Annotated in this window: 16 protein-coding genes, 1 tRNA gene, 3 pseudogenes and 1 riboswitch; of the genes and pseudogenes, 9 read left to right on the top strand and 11 right to left on the bottom strand. The window is 57.2% G+C overall.

Going from position 1 to position 20,311, the window contains the following annotated elements:
• Window positions 1-85 precede the first annotated feature (85 nt).
• Window positions 86-268, top strand: coding sequence for a hypothetical protein (locus AC097W_RS03905; RefSeq protein WP_479600999.1), 183 nt, complete (start codon window positions 86-88; stop codon window positions 266-268).
• A 76-nt stretch (window positions 269-344) separates the two neighbouring features.
• Here AC097W_RS03905 and AC097W_RS03900 read toward each other — a convergent pair.
• The 6 genes from AC097W_RS03900 to cysS form a co-directional block, all read right to left on the bottom strand.
• A tRNA-Ser gene (locus tag AC097W_RS03900) sits at window positions 345-437 on the bottom strand.
• A gap of 38 nt (window positions 438-475) precedes the next feature.
• Complete coding sequence (locus AC097W_RS03895; protein WP_479600998.1) at window positions 476-1,744, bottom strand: aspartate kinase; 1,269 nt, start codon at window positions 1,742-1,744, stop codon at window positions 476-478.
• 25 nt (window positions 1,745-1,769) lie between these two features.
• Window positions 1,770-2,708: a tRNA lysidine(34) synthetase TilS gene (gene tilS, locus AC097W_RS03890; RefSeq protein ID WP_479600997.1), complete on the bottom strand. Its 939-nt coding sequence runs from the start codon at window positions 2,706-2,708 to the stop codon at window positions 1,770-1,772.
• Window positions 2,709-2,727: 19 nt separating this feature from the next.
• Window positions 2,728-3,705, bottom strand: a complete 978-nt coding sequence (locus AC097W_RS03885) for an acetyl-CoA carboxylase carboxyltransferase subunit alpha (RefSeq protein ID WP_479600996.1) — start codon at window positions 3,703-3,705, stop codon at window positions 2,728-2,730.
• A 25-nt stretch (window positions 3,706-3,730) separates the two neighbouring features.
• A complete protein-coding gene (locus tag AC097W_RS03880; RefSeq protein ID WP_479601295.1) occupies window positions 3,731-4,381 on the bottom strand; it encodes a DNA-3-methyladenine glycosylase family protein in 651 nt (216 codons plus the stop codon).
• Complete coding sequence (gene cysS / locus AC097W_RS03875) at window positions 4,381-5,760, bottom strand: cysteine--tRNA ligase (protein WP_479600995.1); 1,380 nt, start codon at window positions 5,758-5,760, stop codon at window positions 4,381-4,383. Before cysS ends, AC097W_RS03880 begins: the two co-directional genes overlap by 1 nt.
• A gap of 186 nt (window positions 5,761-5,946) precedes the next feature.
• Between cysS and AC097W_RS03870 the strand changes: the two genes are divergently transcribed.
• From AC097W_RS03870 to AC097W_RS03850, 5 genes are read left to right on the top strand one after another with little or no spacing between them, the layout of a single operon-like run.
• Window positions 5,947-7,065, top strand: coding sequence for a YybH family protein (locus AC097W_RS03870; protein ID WP_479600994.1), 1,119 nt, complete (start codon window positions 5,947-5,949; stop codon window positions 7,063-7,065).
• Between the two features lie 15 nt (window positions 7,066-7,080).
• Window positions 7,081-8,322: a L,D-transpeptidase family protein gene (locus tag AC097W_RS03865; RefSeq protein WP_479600993.1), complete on the top strand. Its 1,242-nt coding sequence runs from the start codon at window positions 7,081-7,083 to the stop codon at window positions 8,320-8,322.
• Window positions 8,322-8,909 (top strand): peptidylprolyl isomerase, encoded by a 588-nt coding sequence (locus tag AC097W_RS03860; RefSeq protein ID WP_479601294.1) that lies wholly within the window; start codon window positions 8,322-8,324, stop codon window positions 8,907-8,909. Before AC097W_RS03865 ends, AC097W_RS03860 begins: the two co-directional genes overlap by 1 nt.
• Before the next feature lie 3 nt (window positions 8,910-8,912).
• Window positions 8,913-9,419, top strand: coding sequence for a peptidylprolyl isomerase (locus AC097W_RS03855; protein ID WP_479600992.1), 507 nt, complete (start codon window positions 8,913-8,915; stop codon window positions 9,417-9,419).
• Window positions 9,420-9,436: 17 nt separating this feature from the next.
• Window positions 9,437-10,234, top strand: a complete 798-nt coding sequence (locus tag AC097W_RS03850) for a UDP-2,3-diacylglucosamine diphosphatase (RefSeq protein WP_479600991.1) — start codon at window positions 9,437-9,439, stop codon at window positions 10,232-10,234.
• Here AC097W_RS03850 and AC097W_RS03845 read toward each other — a convergent pair.
• Together AC097W_RS03845 and AC097W_RS03840 are read right to left on the bottom strand one after the other, a co-directional pair.
• Window positions 10,200-11,831 (bottom strand): annotated as a pseudogene (locus tag AC097W_RS03845) (HD domain-containing phosphohydrolase). The gene AC097W_RS03850 and the pseudogene AC097W_RS03845 overlap by 35 nt on opposite strands.
• 27 nt (window positions 11,832-11,858) lie before the next feature.
• Window positions 11,859-14,612, bottom strand: a complete 2,754-nt coding sequence (locus AC097W_RS03840) for a DUF349 domain-containing protein (RefSeq protein ID WP_479600990.1) — start codon at window positions 14,610-14,612, stop codon at window positions 11,859-11,861.
• 738 nt (window positions 14,613-15,350) lie between these two features.
• Between AC097W_RS03840 and AC097W_RS03835 the strand changes: the two genes are divergently transcribed.
• From AC097W_RS03835 to nrdR, 3 genes are all read left to right on the top strand, one after another.
• A complete protein-coding gene (locus AC097W_RS03835; protein ID WP_479600989.1) occupies window positions 15,351-16,160 on the top strand; it encodes a lytic transglycosylase domain-containing protein in 810 nt (269 codons plus the stop codon).
• A 17-nt stretch (window positions 16,161-16,177) separates the two neighbouring features.
• Window positions 16,178-16,307, top strand: a riboswitch (ZMP/ZTP riboswitch).
• Window positions 16,308-16,351: 44 nt separating this feature from the next.
• On the top strand, window positions 16,352-17,596 hold the full coding sequence (glyA, locus tag AC097W_RS03830; RefSeq protein ID WP_479600988.1) for a serine hydroxymethyltransferase: 1,245 nt from the start codon (window positions 16,352-16,354) through the stop codon (window positions 17,594-17,596).
• An 18-nt stretch (window positions 17,597-17,614) separates the two neighbouring features.
• On the top strand, window positions 17,615-18,064 hold the full coding sequence (nrdR, locus tag AC097W_RS03825; RefSeq protein ID WP_479600987.1) for a transcriptional regulator NrdR: 450 nt from the start codon (window positions 17,615-17,617) through the stop codon (window positions 18,062-18,064).
• 141 nt (window positions 18,065-18,205) lie between these two features.
• On the opposite strand, the pseudogene AC097W_RS03820 reads toward nrdR, so the two are convergent.
• From AC097W_RS03820 to AC097W_RS03810, 3 genes and pseudogenes are all read right to left on the bottom strand, one after another.
• Window positions 18,206-18,604 (bottom strand): annotated as a pseudogene (locus AC097W_RS03820) (transposase); the annotation flags it as partial.
• A gap of 336 nt (window positions 18,605-18,940) precedes the next feature.
• Window positions 18,941-19,763: pseudogene (locus AC097W_RS03815) on the bottom strand (transposase).
• 120 nt (window positions 19,764-19,883) lie between these two features.
• Complete coding sequence (locus AC097W_RS03810; RefSeq protein ID WP_479600986.1) at window positions 19,884-20,288, bottom strand: type IV pilin protein; 405 nt, start codon at window positions 20,286-20,288, stop codon at window positions 19,884-19,886.
• Between the last annotated feature and the right edge of the window lie 23 nt (window positions 20,289-20,311).

The raw sequence follows: 20,311 nt of genomic DNA, 5'->3' as shown, positions 1-20,311 counted from the left end.
AATATTTCCGGAATTGTGTGCGCTGGGCAACAGAGTTCTCTTTGCCAGATCCCTAAACTGAATTTGACTATGAAGTGGAGCCAATATGTCAATCAACCCTACAAACAGCCAGCCGCTAGCGTCGGAGGAAAACCCTGCAGCTTCGGTCTCGAACTCCCGATTTGCGTTCTGGCCTGAACACATCGCTCAGCCTGTCTGGGGCAGGGATCAGACGGATACGGATACGCGCGACATCGACCAGCGCGTTCGCGAATCGGGTGAATGGTGAACTGAAGCGGTCAAGGGGTTACGCTAGAAATGAATAAAACCCTGAAAGTCAAAGACTTTCAGGGTTTTTCATTGTTTGGAGGAATCGGAGGGATTCGAACCCTCGATGGATTTTTAAGACCCATACTCCCTTAGCAGGGGAGCACCTTCGGCCACTCGGTCACGATTCCTGAACAGGCCATATTATGTCACGAGTCTGCCTTGTTTTTCAGGCGGGGGGCTGGTCCAGATCAAAGGCCTTGTGCAGAGCCCGAACGGCCAGTTCCATGTACTTCTCGTCAATCACCACGGAAGTCTTGATCTCGGAGGTTGAAATCATCTGGATGTTGATGCCCTCTTCGCTCAATACCCGGAACATGCGGCTGGCAACTCCCACGTGGCTGCGCATGCCGATACCGACGATGGACACCTTGCAGATCTTGGTGTCGCCCACCACCTCTTGCGCACCCAGGCTGGGCAGCACTTTTTCCTTGAGCAGGTCCATGCACTTGGCGAACTCACCGCGGTTGACGGTGAAGCTGAAGTCGGTCTTGCCGTCTTTGCTCAGGTTCTGAATGATCATGTCAACTTCGATGTTGGCATCAGCGACCGCACCCAGAATCTGATAGGCGATACCCGGCTTGTCGGGCACACCCATCACGGAAATTTTGGCCTCATCGCGGTTAAACGCAATACCAGACACAATGGCTTGTTCCATTTTCTCGTCTTCCTCAAAAGTAATCAGAGTGCCAGATTTGGCTTCCTCGTCAATATCAATATCCCACGGTGTGAAGCTGCTCAGGACCCGCAGCGGCACTTTGTACTTGCCGGCAAACTCGACGGAGCGAATTTGCAGCACTTTGGAGCCCATGGAGGCCATCTCCAGCATTTCCTCAAAACTTACGGTATGCAGGCGGCGCGCTTCGGCCACGACACGCGGGTCTGTGGTGTAAACGCCGTCCACATCGGTGAAGATCAGGCATTCGGCAGCTTTCATGGCGGCCGCCACGGCAACGGCTGACGTATCAGAGCCACCACGCCCCAGCGTCGTGATGTTGCCCTGGTCATCCATACCCTGGAAACCGGTAACAATGACCACTTTGCCAACGGCCAGATCCGCACGTACCCTAGCGTCGTCAATCGATTCGATGCGAGCCTTGGTGTAGGCGCTGTTGGTCCGAATGGGCACTTGCCAGCCAGCATAGCTGACCGACTCCATGCCTTCGCCCTGCAACGCGATAGCCAACAGAGCAGACGACGCCTGCTCGCCCGTGGAGGCCAACATGTCGAGCTCGCGTGCATAGGCGTCGCCCTGTTTGGACGGAGCCAACTCCTTTGCCAAGCCTAACAGGCGATTGGTCTCGCCGCTCATTGCGGAGGGAACAACGACCATCTGGTGACCCGCGCGCGCCCATTTGGCAACGCGTTTGGCAACATTGCGGATGCGTTCGGTAGAACCCATCGACGTGCCGCCGTATTTGTGAACGATCAGTGCCATGAAATCAGAATTTTTGAAGCAAAACTCAGGGATTGTACCAATTCAAAACTTCACCGTTGCGCTGAACAAAGCCCTGCCCCACCTTGAGATGGATGCGATGACCGCGGGTGGTGCAGGCGGCCAGTTGGTCGAGCAGTTCCTCCAGCTGCGCGGTGCTGGGAATCATCTGAAAACGGGTTTTAAGCCAATAACGCACTACATTGGCCTGGCGTGGCCGGCTAAACGCCTGCACAGGCTTGATCATCAGCAGGCCACTACTGGCGTCGCACACCCGCAGCAGATCCTGCGCACCCACCTCGTCCAGCAGATCCTGCGCCTGGGCGGCATGTCCGGCACTGCGGGCAAACGTGTCCAGAAACTGCGGGAACGCAGCCTGCAGAGCGGGCATCACCCGGGCGCGGATGCGGTTTCGGGTGAACTGCTCGTCGCGATTTGTAGGGTCTTCGATAAAGGACAGGTCGCGCTGTGCCAGCCACTGGCGGATTGCGGCGCTGGAAACCTGGATCAACGGACGGTGGTAGTCCAAGCCGTCACGCCGCCAGCGGGCGGGCATGGCGCTCAGTCCAGCCAGGCCGGAACCACGACTCAGGGCCAGTAGCAAGGTCTCTACCTGGTCATCTGCATGCTGGGCAATCGCTACTGATTTGATAGCTGTCTGCGCATATTGCACGGGGGCTAGGGCACTAAATGCCTTGTAACGTGCCACTCGGGCCGCGTCTTCCGGGCTTTGACCGGCCGCATGGCCGGCATCCACCTTTCGCACCAGCAGGGGAACATTCAATCGGTCGCACAGCGACTGACAACAGACTTCGAAAGCCGGTGCCGCATCCTGCAAACCGTGATTGACATGCCAAGCCACCACCTGCCCCGGCCATTTCTCCGCGCAAGCTACCAGCAATGCGGTGGAATCGGCCCCACCACTCAGTGCGACGGCCAGCGGCAACGCGGGCGCGAAGGCCCGCATTGCGGCGTCGACCGTCACCCTACTTCGAGGCGGCTTTGGTGTCAGTAAAGCGCCCATAGCTTTGCAGGCGCTCATAGCGACGGTCCAGCAGTTCCTTGACCTTCAGATCGCCGACCTGCCGGTAAGCGTCCGCCAGTGCACGCTTCAGAAATGAAGCAGCCTGTTTGGTGTCACGGTGCGCGCCACCCACGGGCTCGTTGACGATTTTGTCGATCACACCCAGAGCCTTGAGACGGTGCGCAGTGATCCCCATGGCTTCGGCGGCGTCCGATGCCTTGTCGGACGTCTTCCAGAGGATGGAGGCACAGCCCTCTGGACTGATGACGGAATAGATGGAGTACTGCAGCATGACCACCTGATCCGCGACCGAAATAGCCAGCGCGCCGCCCGAGCCACCTTCGCCAATGATGGTGGTGATGATGGGGACTTCGAGCTGGGCCATCTCGAAAATGTTGCGGCCAATGGCTTCGGACTGTCCGCGTTCTTCTGCGTCAATACCGGGGTAGGCTCCCGGTGTATCCACAAAGGTGAACACCGGCAATTTGAACTTTTCAGCCAGCTTCATCAGCCGCAGGGCCTTGCGATAACCTTCTGGCTTGCTCATGCCAAAGTTGCGCAGGCCCCGCTCCTTCGTATCGCGCCCTTTTTGCTGACCCAACACCATGCAGGGTGTGCCATTGAAGCGGGCCAGACCGCCCACAATGCTCAGGTCGTCTGCAAAATGGCGATCACCGTGCAGTTCCACAAAATGCGTAAACAGCTCATTGACATAGTCCAGCGTGTAGGGGCGCTCCGGGTGCCGGGCAATCTTCGTGATTTGCCAAGGTGTCAGATCGCTATAAATGTCTTTGGTGAGTTGCTGGCTTTTCTTGCTCAGTTGCTCGATCTCAGCAGAAATATCCACTGCAGATTCGTTTTGCACGTAACGCAACTCTTCGATTTTGGTCTCAAGCTCCGCAATCGGCTGCTCAAAATCCAGAAATGTTTTCTTGGCCATGAATTGATCCTATTCAGTCAGGGTGTCAGTATTCCACTGGCACGGGGTCAAGCGAGCGCCAAATATACCAAGTCGCCACGGTGCAGTAGGGTGCCCAGGCGGCAGCCACTTCGCGCGCATCGCTTCGGCTGACGACATCGCCCGAATAATAGTTCCGGCTGATTCCGTTGATCAAGCCCACGTCATCGAGGGGCAAAACATTGGGGCGCATCAGGTGAAAAATCAGAAACATCTCGGCGGTCCAGCGACCGATGCCCCGTATGGCAATCAGTTCCGCCACGATGTCCTCGTCGCTCATGGTCTCCCATGCTTTGACATGCAGGGCGCCGTTGTCAAAGTGCACTGCCAGGTCCACCAGATATTCAACCTTGCGCGCACTCAGGCCAGCCGCGCGCATGTCGTCCACCTTGAGTTTGAGCACACTGGCAGGCGACATTTTCCGCAATAACAGGGAAAAACGGTCCCAAACTGTCTGGGCCGCCTTGACTGATATTTGCTGTCCCACAATGCTGCGCGCCAACGTGATGAACGCATCGCCACGGGTCTGCAGGCAGGCATCACCAAACTGGGGTATCAAACGCTTCATCACCCGGTCTTTCTTGACCAAGTGTTTGCAGGCCTCTTCCCAGAAGTAGGGAGTCAGCAGTGGCGCGTCCGCCTTCTTGACTGGCGCCATCATTGCGCGGCCTCCCAGGTTGTACCAGCGGCGGTGTCCTTGAGCACGATACCTTGCGCGAGCAAACCCTTGCGGATGATGTCGGCCAAGGCGAAGTCGCGCGCCGCCTTGGCCGCGCTGCGCCGGGCAATTAGCGCCTGAATGGCCGCATCGTCCAAAGCGGCTCCCGCCCGCAAGAATACCTTGGGATCTTGCTGCAGCAATCCCAGAAAACCACCCAGTGCCTTGAGTAGTGCCGCCAGATCGGCTGACTGCGTGCGATTGACATCAGTCGCCAGTTCAAACAACACGGCCACAGCCTCTGGGGTACCAAAGTCTTCATCCATGGCCATCTTGAAGCGTGCAGCCAGAGGTTCATTCCAGTCGATCAGGAAATCATTGTGCGGCGACACCAGATCCAGCGCGGTATACAGCCGCCTGAGCGCGTTGCGGGCGTCATCCAGATGCGCGTCGCTGTGGTTCAGGGCGCTGCGGTAGTGTGCCCGGATGATGAAAAACCGGGTGGTTTCGGCATCATATTGGGCCAGGATGTCACGGATGGTGAAGAAATTGCCCAGACTCTTGGACATCTTCTCGTTGTCGCGCGTCACAAACCCGTTGTGCATCCACACCCGCGCAAGCGGTTTGCCCAAGGCACCTTCGCTTTGCGCAATTTCATTTTCATGATGCGGGAACTGCAAGTCGGCACCGCCGCCATGGATGTCAAATGACTCGCCCAACATCTCGCATCCCATCGCAGAACACTCAATGTGCCAGCCGGGTCGGCCCACGCCATAGTCGCTGGGCCACTTGGCCTCGGCCGGCTCGGACTCTTTGGCCGACTTCCAGAGCACAAAGTCTAGTGGATCATCCTTGCCATCGGCCACCGCCACCCGCTCCCCAGCACGCAACTCGTCCAGCGACTTGCCAGACAACTTGCCGTAGCCTTCAAATTTACGCACGGCGTAGTTCACGTCGCCGTTGGAGGCGCGGTAGGCAAGCCCCTTGTCCTCCAAGGCGCCAATCAGGCGCAGCATCTGGGGCACAAACTCGGTAGCGCGTGGCTCATGAGTTGGGCGCTCAATGCCCAGGGCGTCCGCATCCTGGTGCAGCGCCTCGACCATCCGGTCGGTCAACGCGCGGATGGTTTCGCCGTTTTCCAGCGCGCGGCGAATAATCTTGTCGTCAATATCCGTCACATTGCGCACATAGGTCACCCGCAAACCGCTGGCTTTGAGCCAGCGTTGCACCACATCAAATGCAACCATCGACCGCGCATGTCCCAAATGACACAGGTCGTACACAGTCATGCCGCAGACGTACATGCGCACATGGCCGGCTTCAATAGGGGAAAACGGCTCAAGGGCACGCGACAGCGTGTTGTAAATGCGCAAACTCATGGGTAATTCATCGCCATTCAGGAGGGATACATATTCCTGGAAATGGCTCGGGCCGATGCAGATCTGGTTAGGGTGGGACTTGGTGGCTTGTTCAGAGGAGGAATGTCACCCCCTCAGCTACAATCAACGGCAGTATAAAGCCCCCAATGAGAGGGCTCATCCAACGCGCGAGAACCCCAACGCTTTATGACGTACTCCAGTTCCTTTGTAATGCAGTCGCTCCAGCTGCTAACTCTTTCAGCCACACTGGTGTTTTCTGCGGCGCATGCAGATGAATATGCGGACGTGTCGCAAATGGTACGTGCAGGCAAGCTTCCTGAGGCCCTGATCAAGGCCGACCAATACCTGGCAGGCAAGCCGCGTGACCCCCAGATGCGATTTCTCAAAGGCGTGATCCAGCGTGATACAGGCAAAACCAGCGATGCGATTTCCACCTTCACTCGCCTGACCGAAGACTACCCCGAGCTTCCCGAGCCGTACAACAACCTGGCCGTCCTCTACGCAGGCCAAAGCCAGTTTGACAAGGCCCGCACGGCGCTTGAAATGGCCATTCGCACCAACCCGAGCTATGCCACGGCGCATGAAAATCTGGGGGATGTTTATGCCAAACTGGCCAGTCAGGCCTATAACAAGGCGTTGCAACTGGATGCATCCAATCCGGCAGTGCCACCCAAGCTGGCGCTGATTCGGGAATTGTTCAGTCCTGCAGGAGCCAAGACCTCGCGCCCTGCCCCTGCGCCCGCACCCACTAGTGCGCCTGCGCTGTCAGTTCCTGCGCCAGTTGCCGTAAAACCTGCGCCGACCCTGCCCGGTCCCGCCGTAGCAAAGGCACCCGTTATTGCCGCAGCGCCTACCGTCCCGCAGACAGCTGCGCCGGTAGCCATAACGCCCCCAGCGGCAGCAACGCCAACTCCTGCCGCAAAAGCGCCAGTGGCCGTCGCGGCAAGCGCCGCCTCTGGCAACAATTCCGAAAAAGAAGCAGAAGCGGCTGTCCACGCCTGGGCCAAAGCTTGGGCCGCCCGGGATGTCAAAGCCTACCTGGCCGCCTATGGCAAGGAATTCAATCCTCCTGGTTCTCAGAGCCGCAGCGCTTGGGAAGAAGAGCGCCGGCAGCGCATCAGCAGCAAAAGCAAGATCAGCCTGAAGCTGGAAAACCTCACTGTTTCAGCGGCCGGCAATAAAGCAGTGGTTAAGTTCCGTCAGGATTACAAGGCCAGCGGGCTTTCAGTATCGAGCCGCAAAACTCTCGATATGGTCAAGAATGGCGACCGTTGGCAAATCGTCAAAGAAACCACGGGTAGCTGATCGCCAGTCACTTATATGGCTAGACCGCATTTCACCGCCGTCCTGGTGGCCCTGCTGTCATTGAATGCAGGGGCCTCGCCTGCAGCAACCGGCAAACACATGGGGAAACTGCAGCCAGTACGCCCGGAGCCGCCTGCTGCAAAAGACGCCGACGGCGCGGCCGAGGCGCGGTTGATAGAAATATACAAACTCATCAGCCAGGGACAAAACCGCGAAGCGCTCGCAAAGGCTAGCCGCTTGGTGGAGGACTTGCCAAACTTCCAGTTAGCACAGCTGGTATACGGTGACCTGTTGGCGGCCAGAACGCGGCCCGTCAAGGCGTTTGGTGACGTGCCGGACGAGATTTCAAGTATTGCTGGCACCACCCTCAGTGAACTTCGGGAAGAGTCCCGGCGGCGTATCACTGCCTTGCGGGAACGCCCCTTGGCAGGCACAGTTCCATCGCAGTTTCTGGCGCTTTCGCAGCGCTCCAGGCATGCGATTGCGGTGGACGCGTCGCGGTCACGGCTGTACCTTTTCGAGAACACCCCCGCCGGATTGAATCTGGTGGCGGACTATTACATTTCAGTCGGAAAAGCCGGTACATCCAAAACAGTCGAAGGTGACCAGCGAACTCCCTTGGGCGTGTATTACATCACCAGCAACCTGGACCCCAAGTCGCTCAAAGACTTCTACGGCTCGGGCGCCCTCCCCATCAGCTACCCCAACATACTGGATAGCAAACGCGGCAAGACCGGTAGTGGCATCTGGTTACACGGCACCCCCCCCGACCAGTTTTCACGCCCGCCGCAGGCCACTGATGGGTGCGTGGTGCTGGCCAATCCGGATTTGAAGCACATTATCCGTACCGTTGAAGTGCGCTCCACACCCGTGGTGATTGCATACCAGCTGAAATGGGTGCCGCAACACAGCGTTCGCGCAGAAAGCAAGCCATTTGAGGATGCATTGCAGGCCTGGCGCAATGCCAAGACATCGGGCGATCTCCAACATATATTGTCCTTTTACACGCCGGACTTCACCAGCAACGGAAAGACACTTGCACAGTGGACTCCCACCTTGAGGACAGAATTGTCCGCAAGCCAGGGACGAACCATTCAGCTCAAGGACGTTTCCTACCTTCGGTGGACGGATGCGGCTGACACGATGGTCGTAACGTTCGGCGAAGTGGCCGACGGTACCCGAACAGGCTGGACCAAGCGGCAATACTGGATGCGACAAGGCAGCCAATGGAAGATTTTTTTTGAAGGAGTGATTTGATGCAACAAAAAATAGGGCAATGGACCCGCCGAACATGGATCACCTGCTGCGCAGCGGTATTGCTGCCGTTGTCCGCGATGGCAGACACGGCAACCAAAGTGAAATTTCAGACCAGCCTTGGTGATTTCACGGTTGAGGTTTACGCCGACAAGGCTCCTAAAACCGTCGAAAATTTCCTGCAATATGTGAAAGACAAACATTACGACGGCACGGTTTTTCACAGGGTCATTGAAAACTTCATGGTTCAAGGCGGTGGATTTACCCCTTCCATGACTCAAAAACCGACGCGCGCGCCTATTCCACTCGAAGCCAGCAACGGCCTAAAAAATGACCGTGGCACCATCGCCATGGCGCGCACCGGCAACCCAAACTCTGCAACCACCCAGTTCTTTATTAACGTGGTGGACAATGCAGGGCTGAATGCGCCCTCGCCGGACGGATACGGCTACACCGTATTCGGCAAGGTGATCAGCGGTATGGACGTGATCCAGAAAATAAGGACCGTACCCACCGGCTCGGGTGGACCGTTTCCATCCGACGTCCCCAAGACCCCAATCGTTATCAACTCTGCCACTTTGGTGAAATAAATCATGAGCAATCCACAAGTCGAACTCCACGTCACTGGCTACGGTGTCATTACCCTGGAACTGGATCAGGACAAAGCCCCCAAGTCTGTCGCCAACTTTCTGGCCTACGTGAACAAGGGCCATTACAACAACACGGTTTTTCACCGTGTCATCCCGGGCTTCATGGTTCAGGGCGGCGGCATGGAGCCGGGCATGAACCAGAAGTCCTGCGACGCCCCTATCGAGAACGAAGCCAACAACGGCCTGAAAAACAACAACTACACCGTGGCTATGGCACGCACGGGTGACCCACACTCCGCTACCGCACAGTTCTTTATCAACGTGTCCGACAACACGTTCCTGAACCACACGGCACCCAGCGCACAAGGCTGGGGTTACGCAGTATTTGGGAAGGTCATTGCAGGCACCGACGTAGTCGACAAGATCAAGGCCGTGAAAACCGGGCGCAAGGGCTTTCATGATGACGTGCCAAAAGATGACGTCATCCTCGAAAAAGCCGTTGCGCTGTAAATAACGTAACGCACGGGATGGAACTGCTTGCACCATCCCGCTGGCGTTGCGTTGATTTCATTTCGGACCTGCACCTGCACGAGTCCGATCCACTGACTTTTGGTGTCTGGAGTCATTACCTTCAGCACACCTCGGCAGATGCCCTGTTCATTCTTGGGGATCTGTTTGAGGTCTGGGTAGGTGACGATGCCCTGAGCATCGAAAACGGCTTCGAGCAGCATTGCGTCAATGTGTTGCGTGCGGCAGGAACCCGGCTGGATCTCTACGTCATGCAGGGCAACCGCGACTTCCTGATGGGCTCCTCTCTGATGAAGGCTTGCTCCGCCACCCTGCTGGAAGATCCCTCCGTGCTGTCGTTTGCGGGGCAGCGCTGGCTATTGACGCACGGAGATGCACTCTGTCTGGATGACACCGACTACATGGAGTTTCGCGCCATGGTGCGCAGTCCAAATTGGCAACAGGATTTTCTCGCAAAACCACTGCACGAACGCATGGAACTCGCCCGCCACATGCGCGCGCAAAGTGAAAGCCGCAAAGGCCCAGACGCAACGTATGCGGATGTCGACACCGCTGCAGCCAGCAGCTGTTTGCAGGCCCTGAACGCCGATCACATGATCCACGGCCATACCCATCGCCCCGGCAAACATGCCTTGGCCTGCGGGAGGGAACGTCTGGTTCTCAGTGATTGGGACCTCAAGGCCGCGATGCCCCGCGCCGAAGTATTGCGACTGCGTTGCTCCACCCAAGCCAACAACCCGACACTGGAACGTATACCGCCGGCTATGTCACCGGCTGCGGCCAAGCCTGTGGATTGACCTCGTCGATCTGCCAGGGATCGAGGTATTGCCGGGCATATCGCAAATAAACACCTTCATTGACAAAGACATCAAACAGGTCGGGATCAATGTGGCCGCCCCAACGGTACTTATGCATGATGCCCATGGCCTGCGACAGTTTCATACCCTGCTTATAAGGTCTGTCCCTCGCCGTCAACGCCTCAAAAATATCGGCAATACCCACAATCCGTGCCTGCACCGACATCTGGTCCCGCGTCAGCGCCTTGGGATAGCCTTTGCCATCCATGCGTTCATGGTGGCCACCGGCAAATTCCGGCACATTTTTCAGGTGTTTGGGCCAAGGCAACTGCTCCAGCATTTTGATAGTTGCAACTATGTGATGATTGATGGTCCCGCGTTCCGAAGCGGTGAGCGTACCCGCCCGAATGGTCAGGTTTTCAAGTTCGTTGGCGCTCAGAAACTCGGCCTCCAGCCCTTCAGCGTTGCGCCAGAACTGGCCCTGACCGATTTCGCGCACACGCTTCAGGTCAGACTCCTTCATGGACTCGGCCCCCTGGTTCACCGTACGCAAAAAGTCACGATCCGCATCAAGAGCCGCAATTTGCGCGCGGCATTGCGACCACAACCGCACTTCTGCCGAAACGTCCGTTTGCGATCGCATGGCAAGCTGCGCGCGCAGGGCCGCAATTTCCAAATCGCGCTTGAGAACCTCAAATCGGGTATCAACCAACTCAATGCGGTCGAACAGGGTTTGCAGCTTGGTAGCTTTGTCGGCTATGTGCACCAGCGTGGTCACCTTGCCGCAGTCGTGCAAAAGCCCCGCAATCTTCAACTCGTAGCGATCCCTTTCGTCCATGGTGAATGAGGCCATCGGACCGCTCTGCGTTGCATTAACGGCCTCGGCCAGCATCATGGTCAGAGCCGGAACCCGTTGACAATGGTCGCCGGTGTGGTGGGACTTTTCATCAATCGCCAGATTAATGAGCTTGATGAACGACTCAAACAGTGCCTCGAGTTGCCCCATCAGGCTGCGGCTGGTGATAGCGATTGCAGCCTGTGAAGCCAGAGACTCGGCAAGACTTTGATCAGACGCGGAAAAAGGGACAACTTGACCCGTCTCCGGATGCAGCGCATTGATGAGTTGCAAAACCCCAATCACATCACCCTCATGATCTTTCATGAGCACGGCCAGAAACGACTACGATCGATACCCGGTTTGCTGGTCAAACAGTCGGGTCCCCGAAAAGTCAAAGTTGGGCTCGGTGTAGGCGTCCGATATGTTGACGGTCTGGTTACGGATGGCCGCATAGGCAGCCACCAGCGAATCATTGGGCCGCCCATTGCCGTCGTACAAAGGTAAATTCGGAAATTCGATGACGTGACCCGAACTGCCACCCATCGAAATGTGTAGCGAATCGGTCTTCAGAATTTCAAAGCGCAGGGCCTGGAAGTCCTCGGTGACGCGGTACAACGTGCCGCCATCGGCATGTGTGATAGTTTTTGCAGCCACCAAAATACTTTCCAACAAACGCGTGGTGTCGCGCTCTTTGGACAGGGCTGCGCCAATGGTATTGAGTTGCTCCAGCCGCCTTAAAAGGTCGTCAACGGAATCCACAACGCACAGCCCTTCCGAAATTACCGGCTATTTTTTCAATAGCACCTTGAGGACATTTTGCAGACGTCGTGCCGCTTGTCCGTCAAATGCTCCCGCCAGCACCACTGCCGCATCCTGCCCCCAGGTTTGTACTGGGGCTGGGTCATTGCGACGGGTCAGCAACTGCAACTGCAAATTTCGCCGTGCGGCGAGATCCTCAGCAGGCGTCGGCACTTCAGCGGCCATTTCGAGACGCAACAGTGCTTCTTGCGGAGTGAGCGCCTTGGCGGACGCCTGGGTTTGTCCACCCAACGCCTGCACCCATGCGGTGCGCGTTGCGGGCGTAGCCCGGCTGCCCAAGTCCTGTGCGCTGGGGACCAAGGCCGCGTCGCGTTTCTCCCACGCAGCCAGCAACTGAGTCAGCGCCTCACCATGGGCCTGTGCCGCCAGCTTTCTAAGTGCGTGCTGTGCATTTTCGATCGCGTCGCGCTGGGCACGGAATGCCGTGTCACCCAGACGGGGGGCATCCTGCCAGGGTTCAGAGCGACCACGGCTATCCGCACCGAAACGCTCACCGGGACGCTGGGATCCATACGATCCCGCGTTGGCATCACGCGGACCCCGGCCAGCGTCTTTGCGATCGCTCCCCTTTTCACCCCATTTGCCACCACGTCCACCGGCAGGCGATGGAGTTTCCTTCTTCATGCCGGGACGATCATCCCCGCGCATCGCAATCACCGGTTTGGGCGCCGCCTTGGGAACCGAAGTCGGCGCTGGCGCTTCCTGCGCCGCCACGGACTCTTGCGATGGCTCGTCCATTGCTATGTTTTCTGTAGCTGCCTGCGCATTTTCCACGGGGGCTAGAGGCCCGTTTTGTTCTGAATCGGGAGAAGATACCACCGCCTTGGCGTCAATCTCCTGCGAACCTGCCGCCTGCACTTGCGCCTGCGCCTGGGCTTGTCCATGCAAGGCCGCATCGAGTGCTGCCATGGCCGCGCGAATAGTTTGCGCATCCCCTGTGGCATTGGCAGCTTCCAGCGCCTTGGCCGCTTGCAGGACCAACCTGTCGCGGGCGCCCAAGGTGGCCTCGGCCTTTTCACGCTCTACCGTCTTGCGGTTGAAGGCGTCATCAATCGGCTTTCGGAACGCGTCCCACAGTTTTTGCTCCTGGCGGCGATCCATGGGAACCTCATGGGCCTGTGCCTGCCAGCGCTGTTGCAATGCCTTGACGGCATCAACACGCAACTCTGGAGCGGCTCCCAACACCTTGGCTTCTTCAATCATGGCGTGGCGCAGAGCAAGGCTCGTTGCCTGCAATGCCTCCAACGGAGCGGCTGCATTCGCAATGGCAGTTTTCCACAGCGGTTGCATTTCAGCAAATGCCTTTTCCCCAAGGTGACCCGCTTCTCGCCAGCGGTCGCCAAACTGGTGCAGGATCCGGTTGAAGCCTTTCCAGTCACCGTCAAGTGCGGTGCGGTTCGCTTCAGCCCAGGCGTTCAACTCGGCAATCAATGCCAGACGCTGTGCCTTGTGTTCGGCAGATTCTGACTTGACCTTCTCCAGCCAAGCCTCCACAACCTTGTAGGCCTCATTGCAAGCCTCGTCAAATCGCTTCCACAAGGCATGATTTGGAACGCCGCCCTGGTCCGTTTGCTTCCATTGTTCGCGCATTGAACGCAGGTTTTCCTGCATCTTGCGTCCACCAATGGACTGCCCCTCGGGTCGTTTCAACAACCCCTCAGCCTGGCTTACCAGCGCTTCGCGCAACTGGTCTGCACGCCAGCGCTGCCAGCCTTCAAGCTCACCGGCTGCCGCCAACGCGGCATGCACCTGGCTCTCAAGCTTGTCGTCAATGACCCTGCCAAATTCTTTGAGCGCCTGGCGCAACGCGCCCGCAGCGCCTGCGCTGGCTTTGCCGTGACCTTCGGCGATTTCAAGCTCCAACTTGGCCAACACTTCGCGCACCACCGAAGTTGCCTGGGTGCGAACCTGCGGGTCGACCTTGGCTTTAGTCTGCTTGGCGAGACCTTCTGCGGGCAAACCGCGCGCCACGCGCAACTCATCGGCCCACACGGGCACCGGTGGCAATGCAGCGGCTGCGTCTTGTGCTGCTGACACGGCCAGTGCCAATGCACCTTGAAAGGCGTCCCACACCACAAGAAGCTGTCCACTGGACGCCTCCAGCAAAGGCGGAAACTTCACGTCCACACTCGCCCAATTGTTGTCTGCTACCAACTGCGCGGCCTGTGTCTGCCATTGGCCCACGTCCACTCGCAAAGCATCGACGGCGGCCTGAGCATCCTTCCAGGACTTGGTAGAGAGCACCTCAATGCGTTGTGCCAGTAGTACTGCCGCTTCCCGCTGCACTTGAACACGGCGCTGCAGATCTTCAATGACGCGCACGCGGTCTGTCAGTTGGGTCTTGAGCGAAGCCAGCGGCTCGCGGCTCAGAGGCGCACCTGCCTTGGCCGCATCACGCTGCCAAGCCAGCGCATCCGCAATATTGAGTTTTGCCATGGCCAGCAGGGCTGCAGCCTTGGAAGCCCATTCAGCAGCCAGAACCTCCTGACCCTTGGCACGCTTGGCTTCATCCAGCTTCTCGCGCACCAGTTTGGCCGCGCCCTTGTCCTTGATGCTCAATTCCTTGAACACATCGGCGAGTTGGTCTGTGCTGGGGCTGGTAAGCAACCAATCCCGCACACGTGCAGCGCGTTCGCCGGAAGTGGGGGCAGTAAAAGCGCCACCGGTCAGACTGTCCAAATGGGCAATATCGTTGTTTTTAGCAGGGGAAGTCGACGTCACGGTGAGCTCGGGTATGGTTTGAAATGAAAGCAATAACCCGCTATTTTCGCCGCGAAATGACGCTTCCTCCGAGATTTTTGTCCGCTATCCATATGCATTGGGAATAAAAGCACGTGATTGTCCAATGGCGCGCCAGCAGAAACAAGAAAGCCCGGGTCCAAACCATCAGGTTCAGGCACCGGGCTTGGCGGCTGACCAAAGGTCCGTGCCGTCAGGGTTGACACCAGGGAGATTGAAGTCCCACAGGGTCTAGGAAGTAATAGATTACCTCCCTCAAATGTCGGGGCCGCTTTATCACTGATACCCATTTGGTACGGACTGGCTACTGCCGACACAGCGCCCGAGTTACCAGGCAATCTCAGTCTAGTGACGGCGCAACGTGATTTCAAATCGGATTTTCAATGGATGCTGGCGCCTCGATTACCAAATTTTCCGGGTTCAAAAAATCACGAAAAGCCCGCGTCAGGCTTGAAAAGCGCTCGGCAACAGATCAAAAATAGAATAACAAACCTATTTAATATTGTTGACTAGGTATATCCGACACCCATAGAATCCGCCCATCCCAAGCCAATGCGAGGGATTACCCGTATCCGCTGCCGAACCCGGCATATTCAAATCGCTGCACATGTCGATCCGACGCCGCAGGATATTGATAGCGTACCAACCCAAACGAGGTGTCTGAGATTCTCGCACTGCCCGCAGTGCAAGACGCAAGCCCCCGCCAAAGAAGGAAGAGCTATGACAGCGACCGAAAAATTCACCAAGGGCTTGCGAGTCTTCACAAGCGACATCGCCCAAGGTTTTTTTGAAATCACACACAACGGTTTTGCCCTGCTGGGCTTGGCCGTCATGTTTGCCGTGATCACCCTGACCGCTAGGCCAGAAATTCGCCAGGCTGGTGAAGTTGAGTTGATGGGCTGGTTGAAGGCCCGCCAACCTGAAGTCATTAGCATTGCCCAGGACCTTGTTGGCATAGACCGCGCCACGGCCGCAAACCCCCAAAGCCTGCCTAAACAGCAAGCTGCTGTGGTCTATTGGCTTAGCCGGAAGTACAGCATTGCACCCGAGCCGCTCAGCGCATTGGTAACAGAGGCCTTTGAAACCGGCAAACGCACCAAATTGGATCCCACGCTCATTCTGGCCATCATGGCCATTGAGTCCGGCTTCAACCCGTTTGCGCAAAGTGCAGTGGGCGCGCAGGGGCTGATGCAGGTTATGACCAAGATCCATAGTGACAAGTACGAGGGTTTTGGCGGCAGGCTTGCAGCTTTTGATCCGGTCTCCAACTTGCGGGTTGGCGTCAAGGTGCTGCAGGAGTGTATTTCCCGTGGTGGCTCCATAGAAGGTGGCCTCAAGCTCTACGTGGGAGCTGGCAACCTCGAAGAGGACGGCGGCTATACCGCTAAGGTTATGGCCGAGTACAACCGGCTCCAACTCGTGGTTGGTGGGCGTACCGTGCCGCTGTCAGCGCCACGGCTGGTACCCGTGACTGCACCTGTTAAACCACAGGAACCGCCGGAGACCGTGGCCAGTATTTCCAACTCCTGAGCGAGTCGGGTAAACTCGTATTGGTACGCGACTGGCGATAGGTGTCCACCCGCAAGGGTTTAAGGCACTGACGTGGGACACCACTAGGAAGCGTGCCGTACCGCCTGCACAGGCGGGCACGTTCAGCCGTTCGCCTGGGCAGCCCTTGTCTCATTTCATGTGATCAAGGTTCATTGTCTTAAAGGACTGCCATGTACAACCGTAACATCCTCGTCGAACAAACCGATCCCGAACTGTGGGCCGCCATCCTGGCCGAAAACGCGCGCCAGGAACACCATATCGAGCTGATTGCCAGCGAAAACTACGCATCGCCTGCCGTTATGGCCGCACAGGGCAGCCAGCTGACCAACAAATACGCTGAAGGCTACCCCGGCAAGCGCTACTACGGTGGCTGCGAGCATGTGGACGTGGCCGAACAGCTCGCCATCGACCGTATCAAGCAAATTTTTGGTGCCGATGCCGCCAACGTGCAGCCCCATTGCGGTGCATCCGCCAATGAAGCCGTGTTTCTGGCCTTTTTGAAGCCGGGCGACACCATCATGGGTATGAGCTTGGCCGAGGGTGGCCATCTAACGCACGGCATGCCCCTGAACATCAGTGGCAAGTGGTTCAACGTGGTTTCCTACGGCCTGGATGCCAACGAAGCGATTGACTACGACGCCATGGAGCGTAAAGCCCATGAATCCAAACCCAAACTGATCATCGCTGGCGCATCCGCCTATTCGCTGGCGATCGACTTTGAGCGTTTTGCCAAAGTGGCCAAAGACGTGGGCGCTATCTTCATGGTCGACATGGCCCACTACGCCGGTTTGATCGCGGCCGGCCAGTACCCCAATCCTGTGCCCCATGCCGACGTGGTCACCAGCACCACCCACAAAAGCCTGCGCGGCCCCCGCGGCGGCATCATCCTGATGAAAGCCCAGCATGAAAAAGCCATCAACAGCGCCATTTTCCCTGGCCTGCAGGGCGGCCCCTTGATGCATGTGATAGCCGCCAAAGCCGTTGCGTTCAAAGAAGCCATGCAGCCCGGCTTCAAGGAATACCAGCAACAGGTGGTGAAGAACGCGCAAATCATTGCAGAAACCCTGACTGCGCGCGGCCTGCGCATTGTGAGCGGCCGCACCGAAAGCCATGTGATGCTGGTCGACCTGCGCGCCAAAGGTATTACCGGCAAAGAAGCCGAGGCCGTGCTGGGCGACGCCCACATGACTATCAATAAAAACACCATCCCCAACGACCCCGAAAAACCGATGGTCACCAGCGGCGTGCGTATTGGCACCCCCGCCATGACCACCCGTGGCTTCAAGGACGAAGAGGCACGCGCCACCGCCCACCTGATTGCCGACGTGCTGGACAACCCGCGTGATGCGGCCAACATCGATGCAGTGCGCGCCAAAGTGCACGCCTTGACATCGCGCTTTCCGGTTTACGGCTAAGCACGATCTGGCTGCGCGATGAAATGCCCGTTTTGTAGTCATTCAGAGACCCAGGTTGTGGAAACTAGGATTTCTGAGGACGGGGATTTCATCCGGCGCCGGCGCCAATGCGGTTCGTGCGAAAAGCGCTTTACGACCTACGAGCGTCCGGACGTCAACTTCCCGGCCATTGTCAAAAAGGACGGCCGCCGTATTGAGTATGAGCGCGCCAAGCTACTGGCCTCGTTCAACTTGGCGCTGCGCAAACGCCCCGTCAGCACTGAGCAAATTGATAGCGCCATTGAGCGTATTGAAGAAAAACTGCTGAACTTGGGTTTGCGTGAAGTTGCGTCTACCCGGATTGGCGAACTGGTGATGCGCGAACTCAAGAAGCTCGACAAGGTGGCCTATGTGCGTTTTGCGAGCGTCTACCGCAACTTTGAAGACATTGATGAGTTCAAGCTGCTGGTGGATGAGGTGAGGCGGTAGTCCAATCCAGGATTATGGTGAAGAAGTACCGTCAAGGCGCCGACACGAGTGGATGGGGCCTGATGTTGTGAACTTGGGGCCAAATGAGCCCAGTTCTGCAGCCCTAGGGGCCGTTTTCCGGGCCATCAACCTTTGGGGACCGAGGTGGATTTTGGCCAAAGCAGTGAACGCCTGTGTGGCGTTCTTCTGCAATCCACGATATCTCACCTTAGAAAAGCCCCACAGCCGCTTGACCGCGCCAAAGACATGCTCCAACCGTGAGCGGGTGCGTGAATTGTTGCGGTTCTTGACACGCACGGCCTCGTCAACGACCCCAGCGCATGCGCTGGTTGGTGAAGTCTTTTGCCGTGCGTGCCTTGCCAGCAATCAGAGCCTTCTGACTGGCATAGGCCGAGTCACCGTAGACCCGCCGCTCGTTGCCGTGCAGCAGGTCTGGCAACGGACGCTTGCATGCACAGTGGCCGGTGTTACCACTCCGTTGTGGGCCAGACCGCTTTGGCTATCCACACCAATATGCAACTTCATTCTGAAATACCATGCATAGACTCCCCCGGTTTGCCAAGCTTTCATTTCACGACGGTTCAAAGCTTCGATTGCAGTCATGCATCCGGACTTTGTATGCAGGCTGCAATTGCGGTCGCTGATGGAATTCGCCGGATAGTTCCCCATCACTGCTATGCACTCGGGGCACGTGGTGTTTCTCGGGTTGGGCCAACCACGGTCTGACCTATCTTGCCATCGTTTCGGGATCGCCTGAGCAATCGGTGGTTCAGTTCACCCAGAAGTGGCTCCGGTTGTTTGAACGACAAATTCCCGACTTTAAGTGGGCTCTGGGTCGATTGCTAAAGGTGCTCGGGGCACACCGGGGATTTGATTCTACGCAGCATCTGCCAACGTGGGCAGCAAGTTCAGATAGGTCTGCTCTGGGGTGATTCGATCCAAGCTTGAATGCGGCCTCTGCGTGTTGTACCAGTCAAAGTAGTCGGCAATATCAGCACGGACTGCCGACACGCCGTCATAGGCCTCGAGGTAGATGCGTTCGTACTTGGCGCTGGGCCACACCCGCTCGACAAAGACGTTGTCACGCCAGGCACCGCGCCCATCCATGGATAGCTTGCAACCTTTGTTCAATACCGTATCGGTGAAGTCGCTCGCAGTGAACTGACTGCCCTGATCGGTGTTGACTATCTCTGGCAGACCGAATCGTGCAAAAGCTTCTTCAATGATTTCAACTGCGTGGCAAGCGTCCAGCGTGATCGCCACCTTGTGTGTCAACACCCTGCGACTGGCCACATCGGCAACTGCTGTGAGGCTGACAGAACCTCGGACCATAGGAATGTATGTTGTGTCCAGTGCCCAGACATGGTTGGACTGCACGATGGCGAGTTTGCGCAACAAGTAGGGATAGATCTTGTTGCCTGGTGTTGCCTTGCTGGGGGCAGGCTGGGGCGCCTATGCTTCTATACCCGTGCGGTGGCACCAGATCCACTATCTTGACTGGCTTGGAGTCACCTTCGAAAGCATCCGTTGCATGCGTCAGCAACTGCTTCTTGCACTCCGTAATCTGGTTGGCATGCAATTCGAACTGATTGCACAGCTCTGCCGTCGTCTTGTCCTCAGGCAGAGCTGCCAGCGCCACCTTCGCTCTGCATGCTGGCGTACGCGTGCGCCGAGTGCGGCGTGCTGATTTCTTGGCCATTGTGGACTTGGGGTTTTGCCAAAACCCCTTCATGCCCAACCAATCTCGGCCAGACGCTATGCCGAGAGTTTCCACTTTAAAATTTGTTCAAATTTTCCTAAGACTAATGGCAATAACCGTTCACTTGTTCCAACATGTGGCCGCGTTCCCTAGACTTTGCCCCTTTACGCCAAGACTAGTAAGGGTCAAATTGCCGCAAGTGCTATCTACCCACCCAGTAGGAGTGGCAGTCAAAGTGAAATCGGATGCAGTAGCTACTGCTGCGATGGTGTAGGCAACAGTGCCCGTAGCCGGTGAAACCGCCAAAGCTGAGGGCAAAGCAACCACGTAGGTGAAATTGCTTGACCGATTTCTTTCAAGGAATTGAGCCCCCTGCAACAACACAGTTTTGGCATCCGCCCGCTTTGCCCGCTCTACGTAGCCCTTATATGACGGCAATGCAATTGCAGACAAAATCCCAACAATGGCGACTGTAATCATGAGCTCAATCAAGGTGAACCCACGCAAACGATTTTTTAAATTCATTTCTGCATTCCCATTGTTATTAA

The organism is Rhodoferax sp. GT1R46 (assembly GCF_056521285.1).
This window is presented reverse-complemented; position numbering and strand designations above follow the sequence as displayed.

Excerpts from the sequence above, each read along its gene's own strand:
- AC097W_RS03905 (WP_479600999.1), top strand. The coding sequence starts at position 86 with ATGTCAATCAACCCTACAAACAGCCAGCCGCTAGCGTCGGAGGAAAAC.
- AC097W_RS03895 (WP_479600998.1), bottom strand. The coding sequence starts at position 1,744 with ATGGCACTGATCGTTCACAAATACGGCGGCACGTCGATGGGTTCTACC.
- tilS (WP_479600997.1), bottom strand. The coding sequence starts at position 2,708 with ATGCGGGCCTTCGCGCCCGCGTTGCCGCTGGCCGTCGCACTGAGTGGT.
- AC097W_RS03885 (WP_479600996.1), bottom strand. The coding sequence starts at position 3,705 with ATGGCCAAGAAAACATTTCTGGATTTTGAGCAGCCGATTGCGGAGCTT.
- AC097W_RS03880 (WP_479601295.1), bottom strand. The coding sequence starts at position 4,381 with ATGGCGCCAGTCAAGAAGGCGGACGCGCCACTGCTGACTCCCTACTTC.
- cysS (WP_479600995.1), bottom strand. The coding sequence starts at position 5,760 with ATGAGTTTGCGCATTTACAACACGCTGTCGCGTGCCCTTGAGCCGTTT.
- AC097W_RS03870 (WP_479600994.1), top strand. The coding sequence starts at position 5,947 with ATGACGTACTCCAGTTCCTTTGTAATGCAGTCGCTCCAGCTGCTAACT.
- AC097W_RS03865 (WP_479600993.1), top strand. The coding sequence starts at position 7,081 with ATGGCTAGACCGCATTTCACCGCCGTCCTGGTGGCCCTGCTGTCATTG.
- AC097W_RS03860 (WP_479601294.1), top strand. The coding sequence starts at position 8,322 with ATGCAACAAAAAATAGGGCAATGGACCCGCCGAACATGGATCACCTGC.
- AC097W_RS03855 (WP_479600992.1), top strand. The coding sequence starts at position 8,913 with ATGAGCAATCCACAAGTCGAACTCCACGTCACTGGCTACGGTGTCATT.
- AC097W_RS03850 (WP_479600991.1), top strand. The coding sequence starts at position 9,437 with ATGGAACTGCTTGCACCATCCCGCTGGCGTTGCGTTGATTTCATTTCG.
- AC097W_RS03835 (WP_479600989.1), top strand. The coding sequence starts at position 15,351 with ATGACAGCGACCGAAAAATTCACCAAGGGCTTGCGAGTCTTCACAAGC.
- glyA (WP_479600988.1), top strand. The coding sequence starts at position 16,352 with ATGTACAACCGTAACATCCTCGTCGAACAAACCGATCCCGAACTGTGG.
- nrdR (WP_479600987.1), top strand. The coding sequence starts at position 17,615 with ATGAAATGCCCGTTTTGTAGTCATTCAGAGACCCAGGTTGTGGAAACT.
- AC097W_RS03810 (WP_479600986.1), bottom strand. The coding sequence starts at position 20,288 with ATGAATTTAAAAAATCGTTTGCGTGGGTTCACCTTGATTGAGCTCATG.